Below are 16348 nucleotides of genomic sequence, written 5' to 3'. Positions count from 1 at the left end.
CAAAACTGGAATCTGGAGCCCCGTCCCGATTCCATCGGAACGGAAAAGGCTCCGGCCGGACAGGGAACGATCATGCGCGACAGAAACTTCCTGGTTGAGAACAACGCCAAGCCGATCTGGCACCCGATGGCCCATCCCGCCGAGATGCGGGCGCAGCCGCCGCGGATCGTGATGAAAGGCGAAGGTGTTGAAGTCACCGACATCGATGGCAAGACCGTGATCGATGCGGTCGGCGGATTGTGGAATGTCAATCTCGGCTACAGCTGCGATCCGATCAAGCAGGCGATTGCGGACCAGCTCAGCGCGCTGCCGTATTATTCCGGCTTTCGCGGCACCTCATCCGGCCCCTCGATCGAGCTCGCCTACGAGCTCACCGAATGGTTCAAGCCGGAAGGCATGGTGCGCGCCTTCTTCACTTCGGGCGGCTCGGACTCGGTCGAGACCGCGCTGCGGCTCGCGCGGCAATACTGGAAGATCAAGGGCCAGGCTGACCGCACCAAGTTCCTGGCGCTGAAGAAGGGCTACCACGGCACCCATTTCGGCGGTGCCTCCGTCAACGGCAACGCCAATTTCCGTCGCAACTATGAGCCGATGCTGCCCGGCGTGTTCCATATCCCCGCGCCGTCGACCTATCGCAATCCCTTCAACGAGACCGATCCCGCAAAACTCGCGCAGCTGTGCGCGGCGGCGATGGAGGAGGAGATCGCGTTCCAGGGCGCCGACACCATCGCCGCCTTCATCATGGAGCCGGTGCTGGGGGCCGGCGGCGTGATCGTGCCGCCGGACAGCTTCATGAAGCTGGCGCGTGAGATCTGCGACCGTCACGGCATCCTGATGATCGCGGACGAGGTCGTCACCGGTTTCGGGCGCACCGGCGCGTGGTCGGGTTCGCGGCTCTGGGGCGTGAAGCCCGACATGATGACAATGGCCAAGGCGATCACCTCGGGCTATTTCCCGCTCGGCGCGACGCTGATCGGCGAGCAGATCGCGGAAGCCTTCGAGGCCGACACGACCACGTTCGGCTCGATCGGCCACGGCTACACCTATTCCGGCCATCCGGTCGGCTGCGCCGCAGGCCTTGCCGCACTCGCCGAGACCCGCCGCCTCAAGCTGGACGAGAATGCCGCCGCGCGCGGCGAGGACCTTGCGCGGGCGCTTGCGGCGCTCAAGGCGAAGCACGCGCTGGTCGGCGACGTCAGGGGCAAGGGCTTGATGGCCGCACTCGAACTGGTCGCCGATCGCGACAGCAGGAAGCCCGCCGACAAGAAGACGATGGCGAAGGTTGCCGACGCCGCCTACGACGCCGGCGTGATGCTGCGTGTCTCCGGCAACAACCTGATCCTGTCGCCGCCCCTGATCCTGACGCCGGCCGACGTGAGGCGGATCGCCGAAGGGATCGACGCCGGGCTGTCAGCGGCTTCCTGATAGCGCACTCACACAAGCCATGGCGCGCTCGAACAGCGCGCCATCCGCCCTGCCGCGGTCAAGGCAATCGGCCAGCGATATGGCTGACATCCGCTGGTCGGTGCAGAAGATGCGCATGAAGTCGGCCGCGAGCGCGACCTTGCGCGGCGCCGGTTGCCTCTCCCAGTCGCTGGTGCTCAGATAGAGCAAGGACGCATCGTCAACGCTGCTGTTTTCGGCCGCTGCGCCACGCGCGGCTGGGCCGGTCGCCAGCAACGCCAACAGCGCGCCGACCACGGCTCCCATGCGATGCATGCGGCCGCTCATTTCGTCTCCCTGGCATTCACCATCGGCGGCACGTCGAGCGCGGGATTGCGATCGAAGAAGTTGAACGGACGCAGCCGGAAGCCATGCCATAGGCCCGGCATGGCCGGCCAATCCTCGGCGCGCGGCACGTGGCGGAAGCCGACCGTGTACCACAGCACGAGGTCGCGGTCCTCGATCGGCCGCTTGGCCGCCGTCCATTTCGGCAGGCCGTCGACCTCGGGGTTTCCGTTCGGATACATGCCCGCGGCGTAGCGCTCGTCCTTGGCGTAGGCCGAGGTCCACAGCGTGTAGGCGCTGAAACCGGCACGCAGCTGGATCGGATCGTCCTTGGCGAGCAGCGAGACGTCGGAGTGGCCGGGCATCAACTGATAGCTTGTGCGGTAGCCGCGGCTGTTGGTCCTGCCCGTGCTCTCGACCCTAAATTGCGCCGCGTTCAGCGGCATGGTGATCGGACCTTCGGTCGCAACCGGCCTGGTGTCGACCTGCCAGAGGCTCTTGCGCTGACCCTGCTCCAGGCGGCGGACATTGAAGCGATCCTCGACCAGCCGGTTCGAGGTGCCGTCGACGTCCATGTCGATCCGGAACGTCATGTAGTGATCGTGATTGACCGCGAGCAGCCGTTCGTCGACCAGCGTCCCAAAGGCGGTATCCTGCGCGGCCGTCGGGTCGCTCAGTGTCTTGCTCGCGACGCCCTTGGTGGCATCGATGCCGTAGGCGCCGAGCCGCACATCGATATTGCCGGCACGGTCGAACACGTAGTCGACCAGATAGTCGTAATTGCCGACCACCGGCGCCATCCGCACCACCAGCTCATTGTTCGGCCGCACCTCGGCGGTGTTGTTGATCAGCTCGCTGTGGCGCCAGATCGGATCGCCGGTCGGGCGCTCGAAGATGCAGACCGCGCCCTTGGAAACGACCGGCGCGCCCTTGGTATCCGAGATCGTCAGGTCGAGATAATGCGCGCCTTCGGGACAATCCACGCCGCGCTGCAATTCACTGGAGAGCACGCCAAAGCCGTACTCGCCGATATCCATATAGGCGCGGAACGACCAGGTCGGCGCCGGATCCATATAAGGCACGAACATCTCGCTCGCCGAGATCTGATAGGCGATGTCGCGGAGCGTGCCGTGGTCATCGTAGCGGATCAGCGACAGCACGGCGCCGACACGCGGCTCGAGACGGACATGGAACGACCAGTTGTCCCAGCGGACTTGGCCGCCCTCCACCTTCACGTTGCTGCCTTCAGGCGCGGCGATTTCGATCGGCTTCGGCGGCTTGCGATATGTTCCGGAGTCGGCATAGGCGTGCGAGGGCGTCTGCGGCGGTGGCGGCACCACGCCGAGATCGGTCACCGACAGCACCGTTTTGCTCTTGAGATCGACCTGAGCGAACAGGTTCTCGATCGGCTTGCCCCAGAGATTGTTGGCGGCGCCCGTGGTGTCGACACAGGGAACGTTGAGCAGGCGGCGGCCTTTCAGGACCGGGTCGCTCACCGGACCGACCGTCAGCGGCAGACACATGACGTTGCGGAAATCGGTGATGCCGCGCTTGGCCATCGCGGCGATCCAGCGCGGGTCCTGCTTCGGCAGGTCGCCGGCGGAGATCAGCTCATCGATGGTCAGCGCAGCCTCGTGATCCCTGACTTCCTGCCAGCCGAGCAGGCTTCGCGTGGCGAGATCAACATGCGCCTCGTAGAGATGCCCGCCGCTCAGCAGCGTCGCGCTGGCCCGGCGCGTGAAGGGCTGTCCGGGCTTCCACGCCCGCACCTCGTCCTTGGGATCCTCCTCGACCGACATCGAGACGACCCGCGCCGAATCGTCGAGCTTGCCGGCGCCGCGCAGGATATCGGAGACCGAGCGGATTTCGTCGGTGGTGAGCCCGTCCATCGGGTGCGTTGCGGCCGCCTGCGGCCACATCCGCCGCTCGGCCTGCGCCGGCAGCGGCGCCGCCAATGTCGCGACCATCAGACCGGCCACTGCCCACACGCCATGCCTGAAAATCAGAGCCATTCCGCTCTCCACTCAAAGCTAGAACTGCCAGAATACAAGCAACGGCGGCGACGTGAAGGCCCGCTCCTTCATCCGGTAACCTGTTCCGACGCCGCCGGCAGGATTGCGGCCGCGGCCGGGCGTGGCGCGGCGCGGTGGACATCGAGCAGCCGCACGCCGATGCGATCGCGCAAGGCCGGCCAGAGGCCGCGCGGCGCCACGATCATCACGACGACGGCGATGATGCCGAGCCCCACCAGATACCAGCCGCCGGACAGGCCGAGCGGTCCGGTCATCAGCTCGCGCAGGCCGAAGAAGATGATGACGCCGAGGATCGGGCCTTCCAGCGTTCCAATACCGCCGATGATCACGATAAACATCATGTAGACGGACCAGTTGACGTCGAAGGCCGCTAGCGGCGCGATGAACAGATTGCCCATGAAGCTGAGCGCGCCGGCAAGCCCACATCCCGCCGCCGAGAGCACGAAGGCGACGAAACGATTGTGCCGGACGTCAACGCCGACGCTCATCGCGGCAAGATCATTGTCGCGCACGCTCATCAGCCCGAGCCCGAAGCTCGACGTCATCATCCTGTACAGCGCCGCAATGGTCACCAGCGTCAGGCCGCCGGCGAGCCAGAACATCGTCGGCTCGAACCAGTCGAAATCGATCAGCTTGCTGGTCGCGAGCGGCACGCCCGACGTGCCGCCGACGGCCTGCGACTTCATTGTGAACGCGCCGATGATTTCGGCGAACACCCACATCGCGATCGAGAAATAGGCGTCGCGCAAACGAAACAGCGGAAAGGCGATGATCGCCGCAACGGCGCCCGCCACCAGCGGCACGACCGGCAGCACCCAGATCGGCGTAACCTCGAGCCAGCCCGAGGTCAGGAACAGCGCATAAGCGCCGAAGGCGATGAAGACCTGGTGGCCAAGCGAGACCAGCCCGGCATAACCCGCCAGCAGGTTCCACATCTGCGCCATCGTCAGCAAGAGCAGGCACTCGGTCGCGAGCCGCAGGAATCCCTCGTTCAGCACGAAGGGCGCGCCGGCAATCACCGCGACGAGCACGATGGCAGAGGCCGCAAGAATGGTACGTGTCGGCATCGGCATCACACCCTGCTCGACACGAGACCCGACGGGCGGATCAGCAGCATGATGAAGAACAGGAGGTGCGCATAGAGCAGCCCGGCATTCGGATCGATTTTCAGCCCGATCAATTGCGCCATGCCGAGCGCGATGCCGCCGAGCAGCGCGCCCCAGAACGAGCCGAGCCCGCCGAGCACCACGACTTCGAACGCGATGAGGAGCCGCTCGGCCCCCGAGAACGGCGTGAAGCTCGAGCGCACCGCGAGCAGCACGCCGCCGATCGCGCCGAGCGCGAGCGACAGGCCCATGACATAGTTATAAACCCGGTCCGGTTTGACGCCGGACAGCCGGACGATATCGCGGCGGTCGGCGGTGGCGCGCACGATCCGGCCGAACTCGGTATGGCGCAGCACGAGTTGCAGCGCCATGAACAGCAGCGCGGCGAGCACCAGCGTCAGCAACGGCATGATGCCGATGTTGAGGCCCGCGATCTCGAGGCTGGCGCGCGAGAGCTCGCCGACCTGGAGGCTGCGCACGTCGGCGCCGAACACCTCGACCATCACGTTGCGCAGGATCACCGACACGCCGAAGGTCAAAAGCAGCGGCGACAGCGGATCGGGCGACGTCACGACCCGGTTGACGATGGCGGCCTGGTAGAGCCATCCGACCGCAAAGGACAGCGCAATCACCGGGATCAACATCAACAGCGGCGACACCTGCGGAAACAGGTTGGCCAGCAGCACGGCGCAGAACGCGCTCAGCACCATGAACTCGCCATGCGCGATGTTGACGACGCGCATCACACCGAACACCAGTGCGAGCCCGATGCCGAGCAGCCCATACAGCCCGCCAAGCAGGGCCCCGTTGATCAACGTCTCAACCCAGATCATGTCGTGCCAACCCTGGCTAGTTACCGAAATAGGCGTGCGTCAGCTGCTCCGGCTGCAAGCCTTGCGCCGGGCCGGTCAGCGACACCCGCCCCTTCAACAGGCAATAGATCCGCTCCGAGGTCGCGAGCGCGCGCTTGACGTCCTGCTCGACCAGCACGACCGCGGTACCCTCGCGGCGGATGTCGGCGAAGGAGCGGTAGATCTGCTCGACCACGACGGGGGCGAGCCCGAGCGAGATCTCGTCGCACAAGAGGAGCCGCGGGTTCGACATCAGCGCGCGGCCGATCGCCGCCATCTGCTGCTGGCCGCCGGAGAGCTGGCCGGGAAACATCCGCCGCCGCTCCTCGAGGATCGGGAACAGGTCGAACACCCGCCGCAAGGTCCAGCTGCCTTTGCGCCGGTTGACGCTGCCCATCAACAGGTTCTCCTCGATCGTCAGCGAATCGAACAGCAGGCGGCCCTCGGGCACCATGATGAGGCCGAGCCGCGACACCTCTTCGGCCGGCATCTGCGAGATATCGACGCCGTCGAACTGCACCGCGCCGCGACGCTCCTCGTTGAGACCGACCAGCGCCTTCAGGAACGTCGACTTGCCGGCGCCATTGGCGCCGACCAGTGCCACCGCCTCGCCGTCCGCGACGGTGAAGTTCATATCGAACACGGCCTGCAGATCGCCGTAGAAGATCTGCAGGCCGTTCACATCAAGCAACGCCATCGGCCTTCAATCCCATGTAGATCTCGCGCACCACGGCGCTGTCCATGACCTCGGCCGGCGGCCCGTCCAGCACCTTGCGGCCGAAGTCGAGCACCAGGATGCGATCCGACACCGCGCGCAGCGCGTGCGGAATGTGCTCGATCCAGATCATGGCATGATCGGCCTTCACCGACTGGATGATGGCAACGAGGCGCTCGACCTCGGGCTCGGTCAGCCCGGCGGCGATCTCGTCGAGCAGGATCAGCTTCGGCTTCGAGGCCAGCGCCTTGGCGAATTCCAGCCGCTTGCGGTCGATCAGCGGCAAGGCGCCGGCGAGCCTGTCCGCCTTGGCGTCGAGCCCGGTGCGCTGCAACACCTCCATGGTCCAGCTCGACGCCGCCTCGCCGGTGAGGCCGGCGCCGTAGGATGCCGCGACCAGCGCGTTCTCGTAGACCGACAGATGCGGGAACGGCTGCGGGATCTGGAACGCCCGCCCGAGCCCCATCCGCGCCCGGCGATGCGGCGGCAGGCCTGATATCTCCCTGTCGTCGAGCATGATCGAGCCGCCGTCGGCCGTGAGCAGTCCGACGATCAGGTTGAGCAGCGAGCTCTTGCCGGCGCCGTTCGGGCCGATCACGCCGAGGCATTCGCCGCGCGCCAGCGCGAAGCTGACATTGTCGGCGACCACGATCTCGCCGAAGCGCTTGGACAGACCGCTGACGCGCAGAAGCGGTGCCATCTCAGGCCAGCTTGGAGAGCAGCTGGAGATCGGCCTGCTTCGGGATGAACGGCGCCGTTCCGTTGTGCACGATCAGGAGCTCGTATTTCGACTTGCCGCCCTTGGCCTTGCGCCATTGCCCGCCCGACAGCGAGGTCACCGCGACGTTCTTGATCGGACTGTCCTTGAACTTGACCCGGCCGACCACGGTCTCCATGTCGAGGCCGGCGATCGCATCGCGCAATGAGTTCTTGTTCTTGGGATCGCTGTTCTGCAACGCCGCGAGCCCGACCTCCCACAGCGCATGGGCGTAGCCGATCGGTTGGGTCCACTGCTTGCCGGTGGTCTTCTCCCACTCCGCGGCGAGCTCGGCAGCGCTCTGCCCGGTCAGCGAGGACTTGAACGGATAGGCCGGCGTCCACCACACCTCGGTCGACATGCCGTCGCCGCGATCGCCGAGCGCATTCACCGCGGCCGGGAACAGGAAGGCCGCCGCCACCGTGCAGATCTGCGGCTTGAAACCGGCCTGCGCCGCCTGATTCCACAGCGTCACCCAGTGATTGCTGAAGGTGAAGCCGGAGACGATGTCGACGCCGTTGTTCTTGAACAGCGCGATCTGGTTGGTGAAGTCGTCGGTCGCGATCTGGAATTTGCCGGCCGAGAACTCCTGATAGCCCGCTCCCGAGATGCCCGCCGGCAGGCCGAGCTTCGGATCGGAGAACGCCTGGCCCGGCGGGTTGTCGATGTAGAGCGTGCCGACCTTCTTGTTGGTCTCGACCGACTGCCACATGCCCAAGAAATTTTTCGCAACGTCGTCGGCACCCCAGAAGAAATGGTAGCTGTAGGGAAAACCCTTGTCCGGCGTCGACTTGCGCGGAAACATCCAGCCTTGCCACGGCACCATGGTCGAGATGGTAGGAATCCCGCGGGCGTCGGCGAGCTCCTGCACCGGCGGCTGGGCGTCGCCGTCCTCGATCAGGATCAGGTCGCACTTTTCACGGAGCACCAGCTCGCTCGCGATCACCGACGATCGATTCGGATCGGATTGATTGTCCTTGAACACCAGTTCGACCTGATAGGTCTTGCCGCCGATCTTCAGACCATCCTTCAGCCGCGCCTTGATGCGCTCATGGATCCAGGGATCGGGCTCGGCGAACTGCGCCCGGACGCCGGAGAGGCAGCCGACCCAGCCGATCTTGAGGGTGTTGCCGGCCGCCCGCGCGATATTGACCAGCGGCACGTTCATCGCCGATGCGAGGCCGGTGGCACCGGCCGCTTTCAAGAGCGTGCGCCGGTCGAGCCGGCCGAACGCCGTATTGTTCTTCGTCTCAGTCATGTCCCTCTCCCTCCACAACCAATGATGAAAATGCCTGACCGCGGCTCACGCCGCCGATCGCTGGATCGCCGCACGGCTCACCGCGGCGAATTTGCACAAGGTGTTTTCGATGATCTGGCGCGGGATGCCGCGCACGATGAAGACGAGCCGCGAGCGCCGGTCCGCCGACGGCCAGCCCTGCAGCGCGATCGGCGGATGGAACACGTGCTGCACGCCGTGCACCACCATGGGCGCATCGGGCTGCTCGGCGACATGCACGATCGCCTTGAAGCGCAGCAGGTCCTCGCCTCTAAGCGCCGCGACATAATCGAGCCAGCGCGCGAACGCCTCCCGCTGGATCGGCTCGTCGATGATCAGGCTGTAGGACGATACGCCGGTGTCGTGCGCGTGATGACTGTGGTGGCTGCACGCCTCGCCGTCGCAATGGTGATCCCCGTGATGGTGCGGCGTGTTCGCCGCCTGCGCTGCCAGATCGAACCAGCGCACCACATCAGCGGAGCGCGCCGCCGGATCGAACAGCCCGGCATCGAGAACTTTTGCCGGATCGACGATCCCGTTCCGCACGTGTGAGCGCGTTGCGACCGGATTGATCGCCGCAAGCTGCGCATCAAGCCGCGCCAGTGCATCATCGGCGGCAAGGTCGGTCTTGGTCACCAGCAGCCGGTCGGCGACGGCGATCTGCCTGACGGCTTCGCTGTGCGCCGCAAGAGTGTGCGTACCATTAACCGCATCGACGGTCGCGACCACGCCGTCGATCCGGTAGCGACTGAGGACATCGGACGCCGTCATCAGCGTGTGCAGCACGGGCACGGGATCGGCGAGCCCGGTGGTCTCGACCAGCACCCGGTGGAATGGCGGGATCGTGCCGTCAGCGCGGCGCGATGCGAGGTCGGCCAGCGTCTCGATCAGGTCCTCGCGCACCGAGCAGCAGATGCAGCCATTGTCGAGCAGCGCCAGGCGGTCTTCGCTGCTCTCGACCAAAAGGTGATCCAACGCCACCTCGCCGAACTCGTTGATGATGGCGACGACGCCATTGAGCTCTGGCTGGCGCAGCAAATGGTTCAGCACCGTGGTCTTGCCGCTGCCGAGGAAACCGGTCAGCACCGTGACCGGGATCTGATCCGCCGTGCCCATCACGCGCCCCGCTCGTAAACCTTGCGGCCCTCGAAGAAGGTCAGCTCGACCCGCGTATCGGCCAGTTGATCCGGCGGGATGTCGAAGATCATCTGGTCGAGCACGATGAGGTCGGCGGATTTGCCGACCTCGATCGAGCCGATCGACTGGCCGAGCCCGGCCGCGCGCGCGGCATCGATCGTGTAGATGTCGATCACGGTTTTGAGGTCGAGCGCCTGCTCCGCCCACAGTGACTTGCCGGGAAAATCCCCGGTCGGATTTTGCCGCGTCACCATGCCCTCGATGCCCTGCCAGGGATCGGGGATCGGGATCACCGGCCAGTCCGAGCCGCCGGCCATCAGCGCGCCGGCCTCTTTCAGATCGCGGTTCGGCCAGAAGCGCTGCGCGCGCTCCTCGCCCATCGCGGCCTTGTGCGCCTCGAGGAAGATGGTCGGATACCAGATGATCGGCGACAGGTCGGCGGCGACGCCGAGCTCGGCGAAGCGCTTGACATCGTCGGGCGCGATATAGCTCGCATGCGCGATCTGATGGATCAGATGGGTCGGGCCGTTGAAGTTGCGCACGACATCGATGGCGTCGAGCGCCTGCGTGACCGCGGCGTCGCCCGCGCAATGGATCTTCGCGGCAAGGCCGAGCTTCTCGCAGCGCCCGAGCCAACGGATCAGGTCCGGCACGGTCAGCATGGTGGAGCCGCGGAAGCAGCAGCCGCGCACCGGGTCGGCCACATACGGCTCGTGGAAGGCCGCGGTCTTGGCGCCCGGCACGCCGTCGAGGAACACCTTGACATAATCGGGCTTCACATGCGCACCGCGGTAATCCTCGCGCAGCGCGAACAGCTCCTCGCCGGCCTTGCCGAACATGAAGCCCGGCTCGACCACCGGCATCGCGCACACCGCCCAGGCGGTGAGCTCGCCGCGATCGTCGAGCCCCTTCAGCGCCGCCATGATCGGCTGCATGCTGGCGGCATCGATGAAGGCGGTGACGCCATAGGCGTTCAGCACCGAGATCGAGCGCGCCACTGCCGCACGGTCCATCTCGGCCGTGTAGTGGCCGGAGGCCGCGAGCGCCCGCTCGACCAGGCCGGAGGCGGCCTCGATCATGATCCCGGTGAGCGTTCCGGACTTGAGGTCGCGGCCGATCTCGCCGTCGGTCGGATCCGCCGTGTCGGCCGCAACACCGGCCAGCCGCAGCGCCGCCGAGCTCGCCCAGCGATTATGATAGGTGTCGTCGCGCAATACGACGGGATGGCCCAGGCAGGCCGCGTCGAGCAATGCGCAGGACTCCGCGGTGTTCATCTCGTTCAGGAGATTATTGCCGAACTGCCCGCCGACGATCCAGGCGCCGGGCGCCGCCGCCGATGCGGCCTTGTGCAGGGTGTCGGCGATCCTTGGAATGCTGTCTGCGTTGGAGAAGCGCAGCTCGTAGAGATCGGCCTGCCCACCCATCATGATGTGATTGTGGATGTCGACGATCCCCGGCATCGCCATGCGTCCGCCGAGATCGACGGTCGCCGTCCCCTCGCCGATCAGCGCCACGACGTCGCGTTCCTCGCCCACCGCGATGAACCGGCCGGCCTTGACGGCCGCACATGTCGCCCAGGGCTGCCCGCGGTTCGACGTGTAGATCCGGCCGTTGCGGAAGACCGTGTCGGCGAATGTCCTGTTCATACGGATCAAACTTCTCGATTGGGAAAGCCTGGAGCGATCAGCCTCTCACCGTGCGGTGCACAAGGCTGAACCGCGCACGACGCCGGCATGATGGCCAAACGTTCGGCATGTCGGCATTTTGAACAATCCACCGTCCGGTGGATGCTCCGCCGCGTCCCCGCAATGCGGGCGGCGGCCTCAGCTCAGGATGATAGTCATGGGGCACATCGGTCCATCCACGTCATTGCGAGCGGAGCGAAGCAATCCATCACTCCGCGGGCGGTGATATGGATTGCTTCGTCGCTGTCGCTTCTCGCAATGACAACTGTAAAAGCCTCACCGCCCCTCAAAACCCCAGCGCGAGGCCGTCCTTGCGGTGATCGGAGGCACCGAACAGAACGCCCCTCGCATGGTCGATGCGGATCGCCTGGCAGCCGCCGATCGGCTCCTCCAAGAACCGCGCATCGTGGCCGCGGGCGCGAAGGTCGTCGCGTATCCCGGGAGAAATGGTCGTCTCCAGCGACAGCGCGCCGTCGAAGGCAAAGGAGCGCGGCGCCTCGGCCGCGGCCTGGATGTTCATCTTCATGTCGAAGATGTTCGACAGCAGATTGGCGTGGCCCGCGGCCTGGTAGTGCCCGCCCATCACGCCGAACGACATCACGGTCTTGCCGTCCTTGCGCAGCAGACCCGGAATGATCGTATGCATCGGCCGCTTGCGCGGCCCGAGCGAATTGGGATGTCCCGGTTTGGCGCGAAAGCTCCAGCCGCGGTTGTGCAGCAGGATGCCCGATTTCGGCGCGTAGATGCCGCTGCCGAACGGATAGAACAGCGAGTTGATCAGTGAGACGGCGTTGAGATCGCGGTCGACCACCGTGACATAGACGGTGTCGCGATGCTCGATATCGTCCCAGGTCGCGGGCGCGGATGCGCGGCGCATGTCGATTTTTCCACGGATTCTCCCGATATAATCGTCGGCAAGGAATGCGGCCGGATCGACCTTGCTGGTGGCGGGATCGCAAAAAAAGGCGTCGCGCGCGCGGTAGGCCGCTTTGGTGGCTTCGGCCAGCAGATGGATGCGATCGGCCTCTCCGAGCTTGCCGACATCGAAGCCTGCAAGCGTCCGCAGGATCATCAGCGCGGCCAGGCCCTGCCCGTTCGGCGGACACTCGACCACGTCGTGGTCGTGGTAGCGCGCCGAGATCGGGCGCACATAGTCGGAGGTCTGGGCGGCGAAATCGTCGGTGCTATGGGCGCCGCCCAGGGCACGCAAGATAGCCACCATCTCGTCGGCGGCCTCGCCCGCGTAGAACGCGTCGCGCCCGTGCTGCGCGATCCGGCGAAGGGTGCGGCCGAGCGCGGGTTGCGTCCGGATGTCGCCGACCTCAGGCGCCTTGCCGCCGGGCAGGAACTGCGCCGCCGCATTGCCGTCGATCTCGATCCGGGCCCGGAAGCGGCGCCAGTCCTCCGCGACGCGCGGCGTCACGCAAAAGCCCCGCTCGGCAGCCGCGATCGCCGGCCGGAAGATCTCCTCCAGCGACCTGCTGCCATGATCGGCGACCAGCCGGCACCACGCATCGATCGCGCCGGGCACGGTGACGGCCTCGGGCGCGGTCGGCGGAATGTCGCGCGCGTCGCTTGCGGCAAATTTCTCGGCATCGGTTGCGGTCGGCGTGCGGCCCGAGCCGTTCAGCGCGATCGGCTCGCCGGCGTCAGGCGAATACAGCGCGAAGCAGTCGCCGCCGATCCCGGTCATCTGTGGCTCGACGACGCCCTGCACCGCGACCGCCGCCACCGCGGCATCGACGGCGTTGCCGCCGGCCTTCAGCATCTCGACCGCGGCCAGCGTCGCCTGCGGGTGCGAGGTCGCGGCCATGCCGCGCTCCGCAACCGCCACCGAACGGCCGATGGCCATGAAATCGCGCATGTCGTTTCCTTCAATGTTGTGAGCGGCCGCCGCTCGCCAACATTGTCGAAAACGACACCGGTCCTCGCGGAGGACTCTCGTTTGGCCACCGGGCAGGCAGCAATCCACCTAACGGTGGATCGGTGAACACGGACGAGGGTTGTCCCGCCAGACGCGTCTCGGACGCGGCGGATTGATCCGGCGGGCAACCCGGCAACACCTGTCAAACCTGCACGTAAGGAATTCTTTCGGCCTATCTGAATAGTTGCGTGCTCGGCGGCAATTCTGTGGTGGGTAACTGGTTGCCAAGCCCGGAGCGCGATGGCACGCTGCCATGATCAATTTAGCTCATGTCGATTGCCAATGCCGATGTCATCTCTCAGAGAGTTTCATGGCGCCAGGCGAAGTCGGTTCGGTTGCGGGGCTGGTTGGTTACGCATTGCCTCGTCTCTGGTTTCACTGTCATGCTGCGCCGTCGTTCACGATGTGCGTGCGGCGTCGCCCAATGAGGAGTCGAGCCGGCAGGTGACGGCATCCGAACCGTCGGCTCAATCCGATGCCAACGGGAGTGTCTTGCCGGATGCGGACCGAGCGTCGCCCGAGGCTTTGCCGACGACGCCAAGCGAGAAGCAAGCTGAGCAGGCCTCTCAAACCGCCAACGTTACCGACCCGCTCAAGGCCACTCCGGACAATGTCGATACAGTCTTGGTCCTGGACGAATGCTTTGTTGCCGAGACGTGCATCGACCGGTTCCTTGGCGCGCTTTACATGCGCGCGCCGAAGACCGACTGGATCGTCGTGTACGAAAAAAAGGACGTGATCATCAAACGGAAGCGCAAGCTGATCACCGTCACACGCAGCTTCCCGAAGCGGGTCGAAAATGACTTCGGGTGGAAGGACCCCAAGGCGGCAGAAAGAGCCCGCATGCCTCTGATGGATTACGTGATCGGAGGGATGGATCGAGCCTTCAAGCTAAAGCTGTTCTATTTGCTCCATGCAGCGGAACAGGCCGGATTGGCACCCGGGATCACAAGCGGATTCCGCGATGACTACCGCCAATCGATTGCAAACGGGCTGAAGGCCGCAAATGACAAGTCCTATCACGGCGGCAGCGCGCGTGGGGGCTATGGTCACGGGCTCGCCGCAGACGTCGTCAGCATGAATGGCGGGAGCAAGGAGGAGTGTGCAGCCGAGACCAAGCGATTATGGAAATGGATCGACGAGCACGAAAAGCAGTTCGGAGTTGGACGTCCATACTTGAATGGAGACCCAGCGCATCTCGCACCGGTCGATGGTCGGGAGTATGCTGCTCATCGTACGGTATCAAGGCACACAAAGCTGGCCGGCAAGCGTCATACCCGAATTGCAGCATCGTCCAGACATGGCGTGACGCCGCGCGCAAAGTCAAAAGCAGCGTCAAAGGCCGCGACGACGAAAGTCAGCTCGCGCCTCTGATTGGCCTACCCCTCCTGCGCTTCGTGCGCTCCGGCGCCCCAGCTCAGGGGGTGAGCTGGGGCTGACGGCGGCTTCGGAGGCCGTAGCGGCCAGCCTCCACCCATGACGTTATGCCTCTCTTCGGACTCTCATCTACCAGGAACCGCGATTGCTGCGCCGCGCTACTACTTCTGCGCTGTGGAGCATGCTTGCCGCTGAATCTGTCACTCGGGGCTAGTCCAGAATGGCAATTGCCGCGTGCGCTTGTCGATCTATCATGTCCCCAGTCGTGCGGATTGGCCGACATTTTGCCCACACCCGACCATGCACCTCGCGCGATCAGGGATCGCCGCTTCGGCCCACGGAGCGACGGTCCCGCCCAATTCCGGATGTGTGACTCACAGACCGCGCCACACACTCAATGTCGTCCTGGCGAAAGCCAGGACCCATTGCCCCGGATCGCAATTGTTGCGCGACGCTGGGGCCACGATCCCGTTCATGATCAAATGCTGTGGTTATGGGTCCTGGCTTTCGCCAGGACGACGATCGTGTGTCGCATCCGCACTGTCATTGCCCGGCTCGCCGCCTCCGCTAAAGCTTCGGCGCGCCAAGGATGCATGGCCTCGTTGAAGCCTTGGCGAAGACGGGACCGGGCGATCCAGTACGCCGCGGCCTCTCGATTCAAGCACAGGCATCTCTGAAATACTGGATCACTCGCATGCGCGTGCGCGGGTGATGATACCGAAGATGGGAGCGCAATGACAGTGCGTTGTCTCGCGCGAGAACGATCCTCATCGTCGTCCCTGCGAAAGCAGGGACCCATAACCACGGATGTTTATTGTTTCACGACGCTGGGGTGACGAATCTCGTTCACAACATCCGCCGCGGCGTATGGGTCCCTGCTTACGCAGGGACGACGTGCTGGAAGAGCCGCGGACTCTAATCGACAGCCCGCGCCTCAATGCGGCCGCGACATCATCGCCACGACGGCGGAGCGGGTCTCGACGCCGAGCTTTTCGAAGATATGGATCAGATGCGTCTTCACCGTCGCGAGACCGATGTTCAGGCACTCGCCGATCTCGCGGTTGGTTCGGCCGCAGCACAACAGCTCAACGACTTCCATCTCGCGCGAGGTCAGGCCAAAGCGCGCCGGCTCGTCGGCATTCGACGACAGGCGGCTGGTCAGGTTGAACTCGAGGTAGTCGTGGATTTTCTCCGCAATATGCATGCTGCCGTCGGGGATCGCGCAGCCCGGCGCCCACAGCACGCTCATTCCGGCGACGATGCGGTCGTTGCGGCGGAAGAAGAACTCGATCATGTCGGCGACGCCGCATTGGCCGGCGAAGGCGCGGTAGGTCGCCGCCTCCTGGGTCGCGCATTGGTCGAGCGCTGTGCTCAGCCGCGCAATCGGCCGGTTACTCGCCGAGCGCGGATGCAACGGATCGAGCCGGTTCATGCCGGCAAGATACTGGTCGTGGAAACTCGGCGGCACGTTGCTGCTGAGCACGAAGCGGTTGAGGGTCAAATTGCCGTCGACCTCGTAGAACGCGGTCGCCGACCCCTCGAGAATGCCGCGCGCGAACTGAATGGCCTGCGTGGTTGCCGGATCCGGTCGGCCCAGAAGCGCGATCATGACCTACCTCCCGATGTTTCCCGATGGCGAACGTCTGCGCGTCGCGCGACCGTCACGCTGGGGCACGCGCGAGCCATAGTCAAGCAAATTGCGGGCCAAACGCACGAAGCGCACGTCCGGGGAAACGGTTACGCCGAAGTAACCCAACGG

At 65.2% G+C, this 16348-nt stretch carries 13 protein-coding genes; 2 read left to right on the top strand and 11 right to left on the bottom strand.

Translation table 11 applies throughout. The annotated features are described in order from the left end of the window. The first annotated feature begins 72 nt into the window (after positions 1–72). Complete coding sequence (locus tag ACVW1B_RS08145) at positions 73–1425, top strand: aminotransferase class III-fold pyridoxal phosphate-dependent enzyme (RefSeq protein ID WP_456821470.1); 1353 nt, start codon at positions 73–75, stop codon at positions 1423–1425. Here the strand turns inward: ACVW1B_RS08145 and ACVW1B_RS08140 are convergent. The 10 genes from ACVW1B_RS08140 to ACVW1B_RS08095 form a co-directional block, all read right to left on the bottom strand. Then, entirely contained in the window at positions 1411–1731 is a 321-nt protein-coding gene (locus ACVW1B_RS08140; RefSeq protein ID WP_456780988.1) for a hypothetical protein, read from the bottom strand. The two genes, ACVW1B_RS08145 and ACVW1B_RS08140, sit on opposite strands and share 15 nt — an antisense overlap. Further along, positions 1728–3740, bottom strand: a complete 2013-nt coding sequence (locus tag ACVW1B_RS08135) for a copper amine oxidase (protein ID WP_456780989.1) — start codon at positions 3738–3740, stop codon at positions 1728–1730. The genes ACVW1B_RS08140 and ACVW1B_RS08135 overlap by 4 nt, the downstream gene beginning before the upstream one ends. A gap of 68 nt (positions 3741–3808) precedes the next feature. Then, positions 3809–4834 (bottom strand): branched-chain amino acid ABC transporter permease, encoded by a 1026-nt coding sequence (locus ACVW1B_RS08130; protein WP_456821469.1) that lies wholly within the window; start codon positions 4832–4834, stop codon positions 3809–3811. After that, entirely contained in the window at positions 4834–5700 is an 867-nt protein-coding gene (locus ACVW1B_RS08125; protein ID WP_057017060.1) for a branched-chain amino acid ABC transporter permease, read from the bottom strand. Before ACVW1B_RS08125 ends, ACVW1B_RS08130 begins: the two co-directional genes overlap by 1 nt. Before the next feature lie 16 nt (positions 5701–5716). Then, a complete protein-coding gene (locus ACVW1B_RS08120) occupies positions 5717–6415 on the bottom strand; it encodes an ABC transporter ATP-binding protein (RefSeq protein ID WP_456780991.1) in 699 nt (232 codons plus the stop codon). Further along, positions 6402–7133, bottom strand: a complete 732-nt coding sequence (locus ACVW1B_RS08115; RefSeq protein ID WP_456780992.1) for an ABC transporter ATP-binding protein — start codon at positions 7131–7133, stop codon at positions 6402–6404. Before ACVW1B_RS08115 ends, ACVW1B_RS08120 begins: the two co-directional genes overlap by 14 nt. A gap of 1 nt (position 7134) precedes the next feature. Next, positions 7135–8448: an ABC transporter substrate-binding protein gene (locus tag ACVW1B_RS08110; protein WP_456821468.1), complete on the bottom strand. Its 1314-nt coding sequence runs from the start codon at positions 8446–8448 to the stop codon at positions 7135–7137. Positions 8449–8493: 45 nt separating this feature from the next. Beyond that, complete coding sequence (locus tag ACVW1B_RS08105; RefSeq protein ID WP_456821467.1) at positions 8494–9582, bottom strand: CobW family GTP-binding protein; 1089 nt, start codon at positions 9580–9582, stop codon at positions 8494–8496. Next, the gene (locus tag ACVW1B_RS08100; RefSeq protein WP_456821466.1) at positions 9582–11249 is read right to left on the bottom strand and encodes an amidohydrolase; all 1668 of its coding nucleotides are present in this window, start codon (positions 11247–11249) and stop codon (positions 9582–9584) included. The genes ACVW1B_RS08105 and ACVW1B_RS08100 overlap by 1 nt, the downstream gene beginning before the upstream one ends. 325 nt (positions 11250–11574) lie before the next feature. Next, positions 11575–13152 (bottom strand): gamma-glutamyltransferase family protein, encoded by a 1578-nt coding sequence (locus ACVW1B_RS08095; RefSeq protein WP_253609369.1) that lies wholly within the window; start codon positions 13150–13152, stop codon positions 11575–11577. Between the two features lie 504 nt (positions 13153–13656). Here ACVW1B_RS08095 and ACVW1B_RS08090 point away from each other — a divergent pair. Then, entirely contained in the window at positions 13657–14586 is a 930-nt protein-coding gene (locus tag ACVW1B_RS08090; protein ID WP_253609370.1) for a D-alanyl-D-alanine carboxypeptidase family protein, read from the top strand. Positions 14587–15523: 937 nt separating this feature from the next. On the opposite strand, the gene ACVW1B_RS08085 is transcribed toward ACVW1B_RS08090, so the two are convergent. Then, positions 15524–16198 (bottom strand): helix-turn-helix transcriptional regulator, encoded by a 675-nt coding sequence (locus ACVW1B_RS08085; RefSeq protein ID WP_028345120.1) that lies wholly within the window; start codon positions 16196–16198, stop codon positions 15524–15526. Positions 16199–16348: the final 150 nt, after the last annotated feature.

It is taken from the genome of Bradyrhizobium sp. USDA 4502 (genome assembly GCF_054063355.1).
This window is presented reverse-complemented; position numbering and strand designations above follow the sequence as displayed.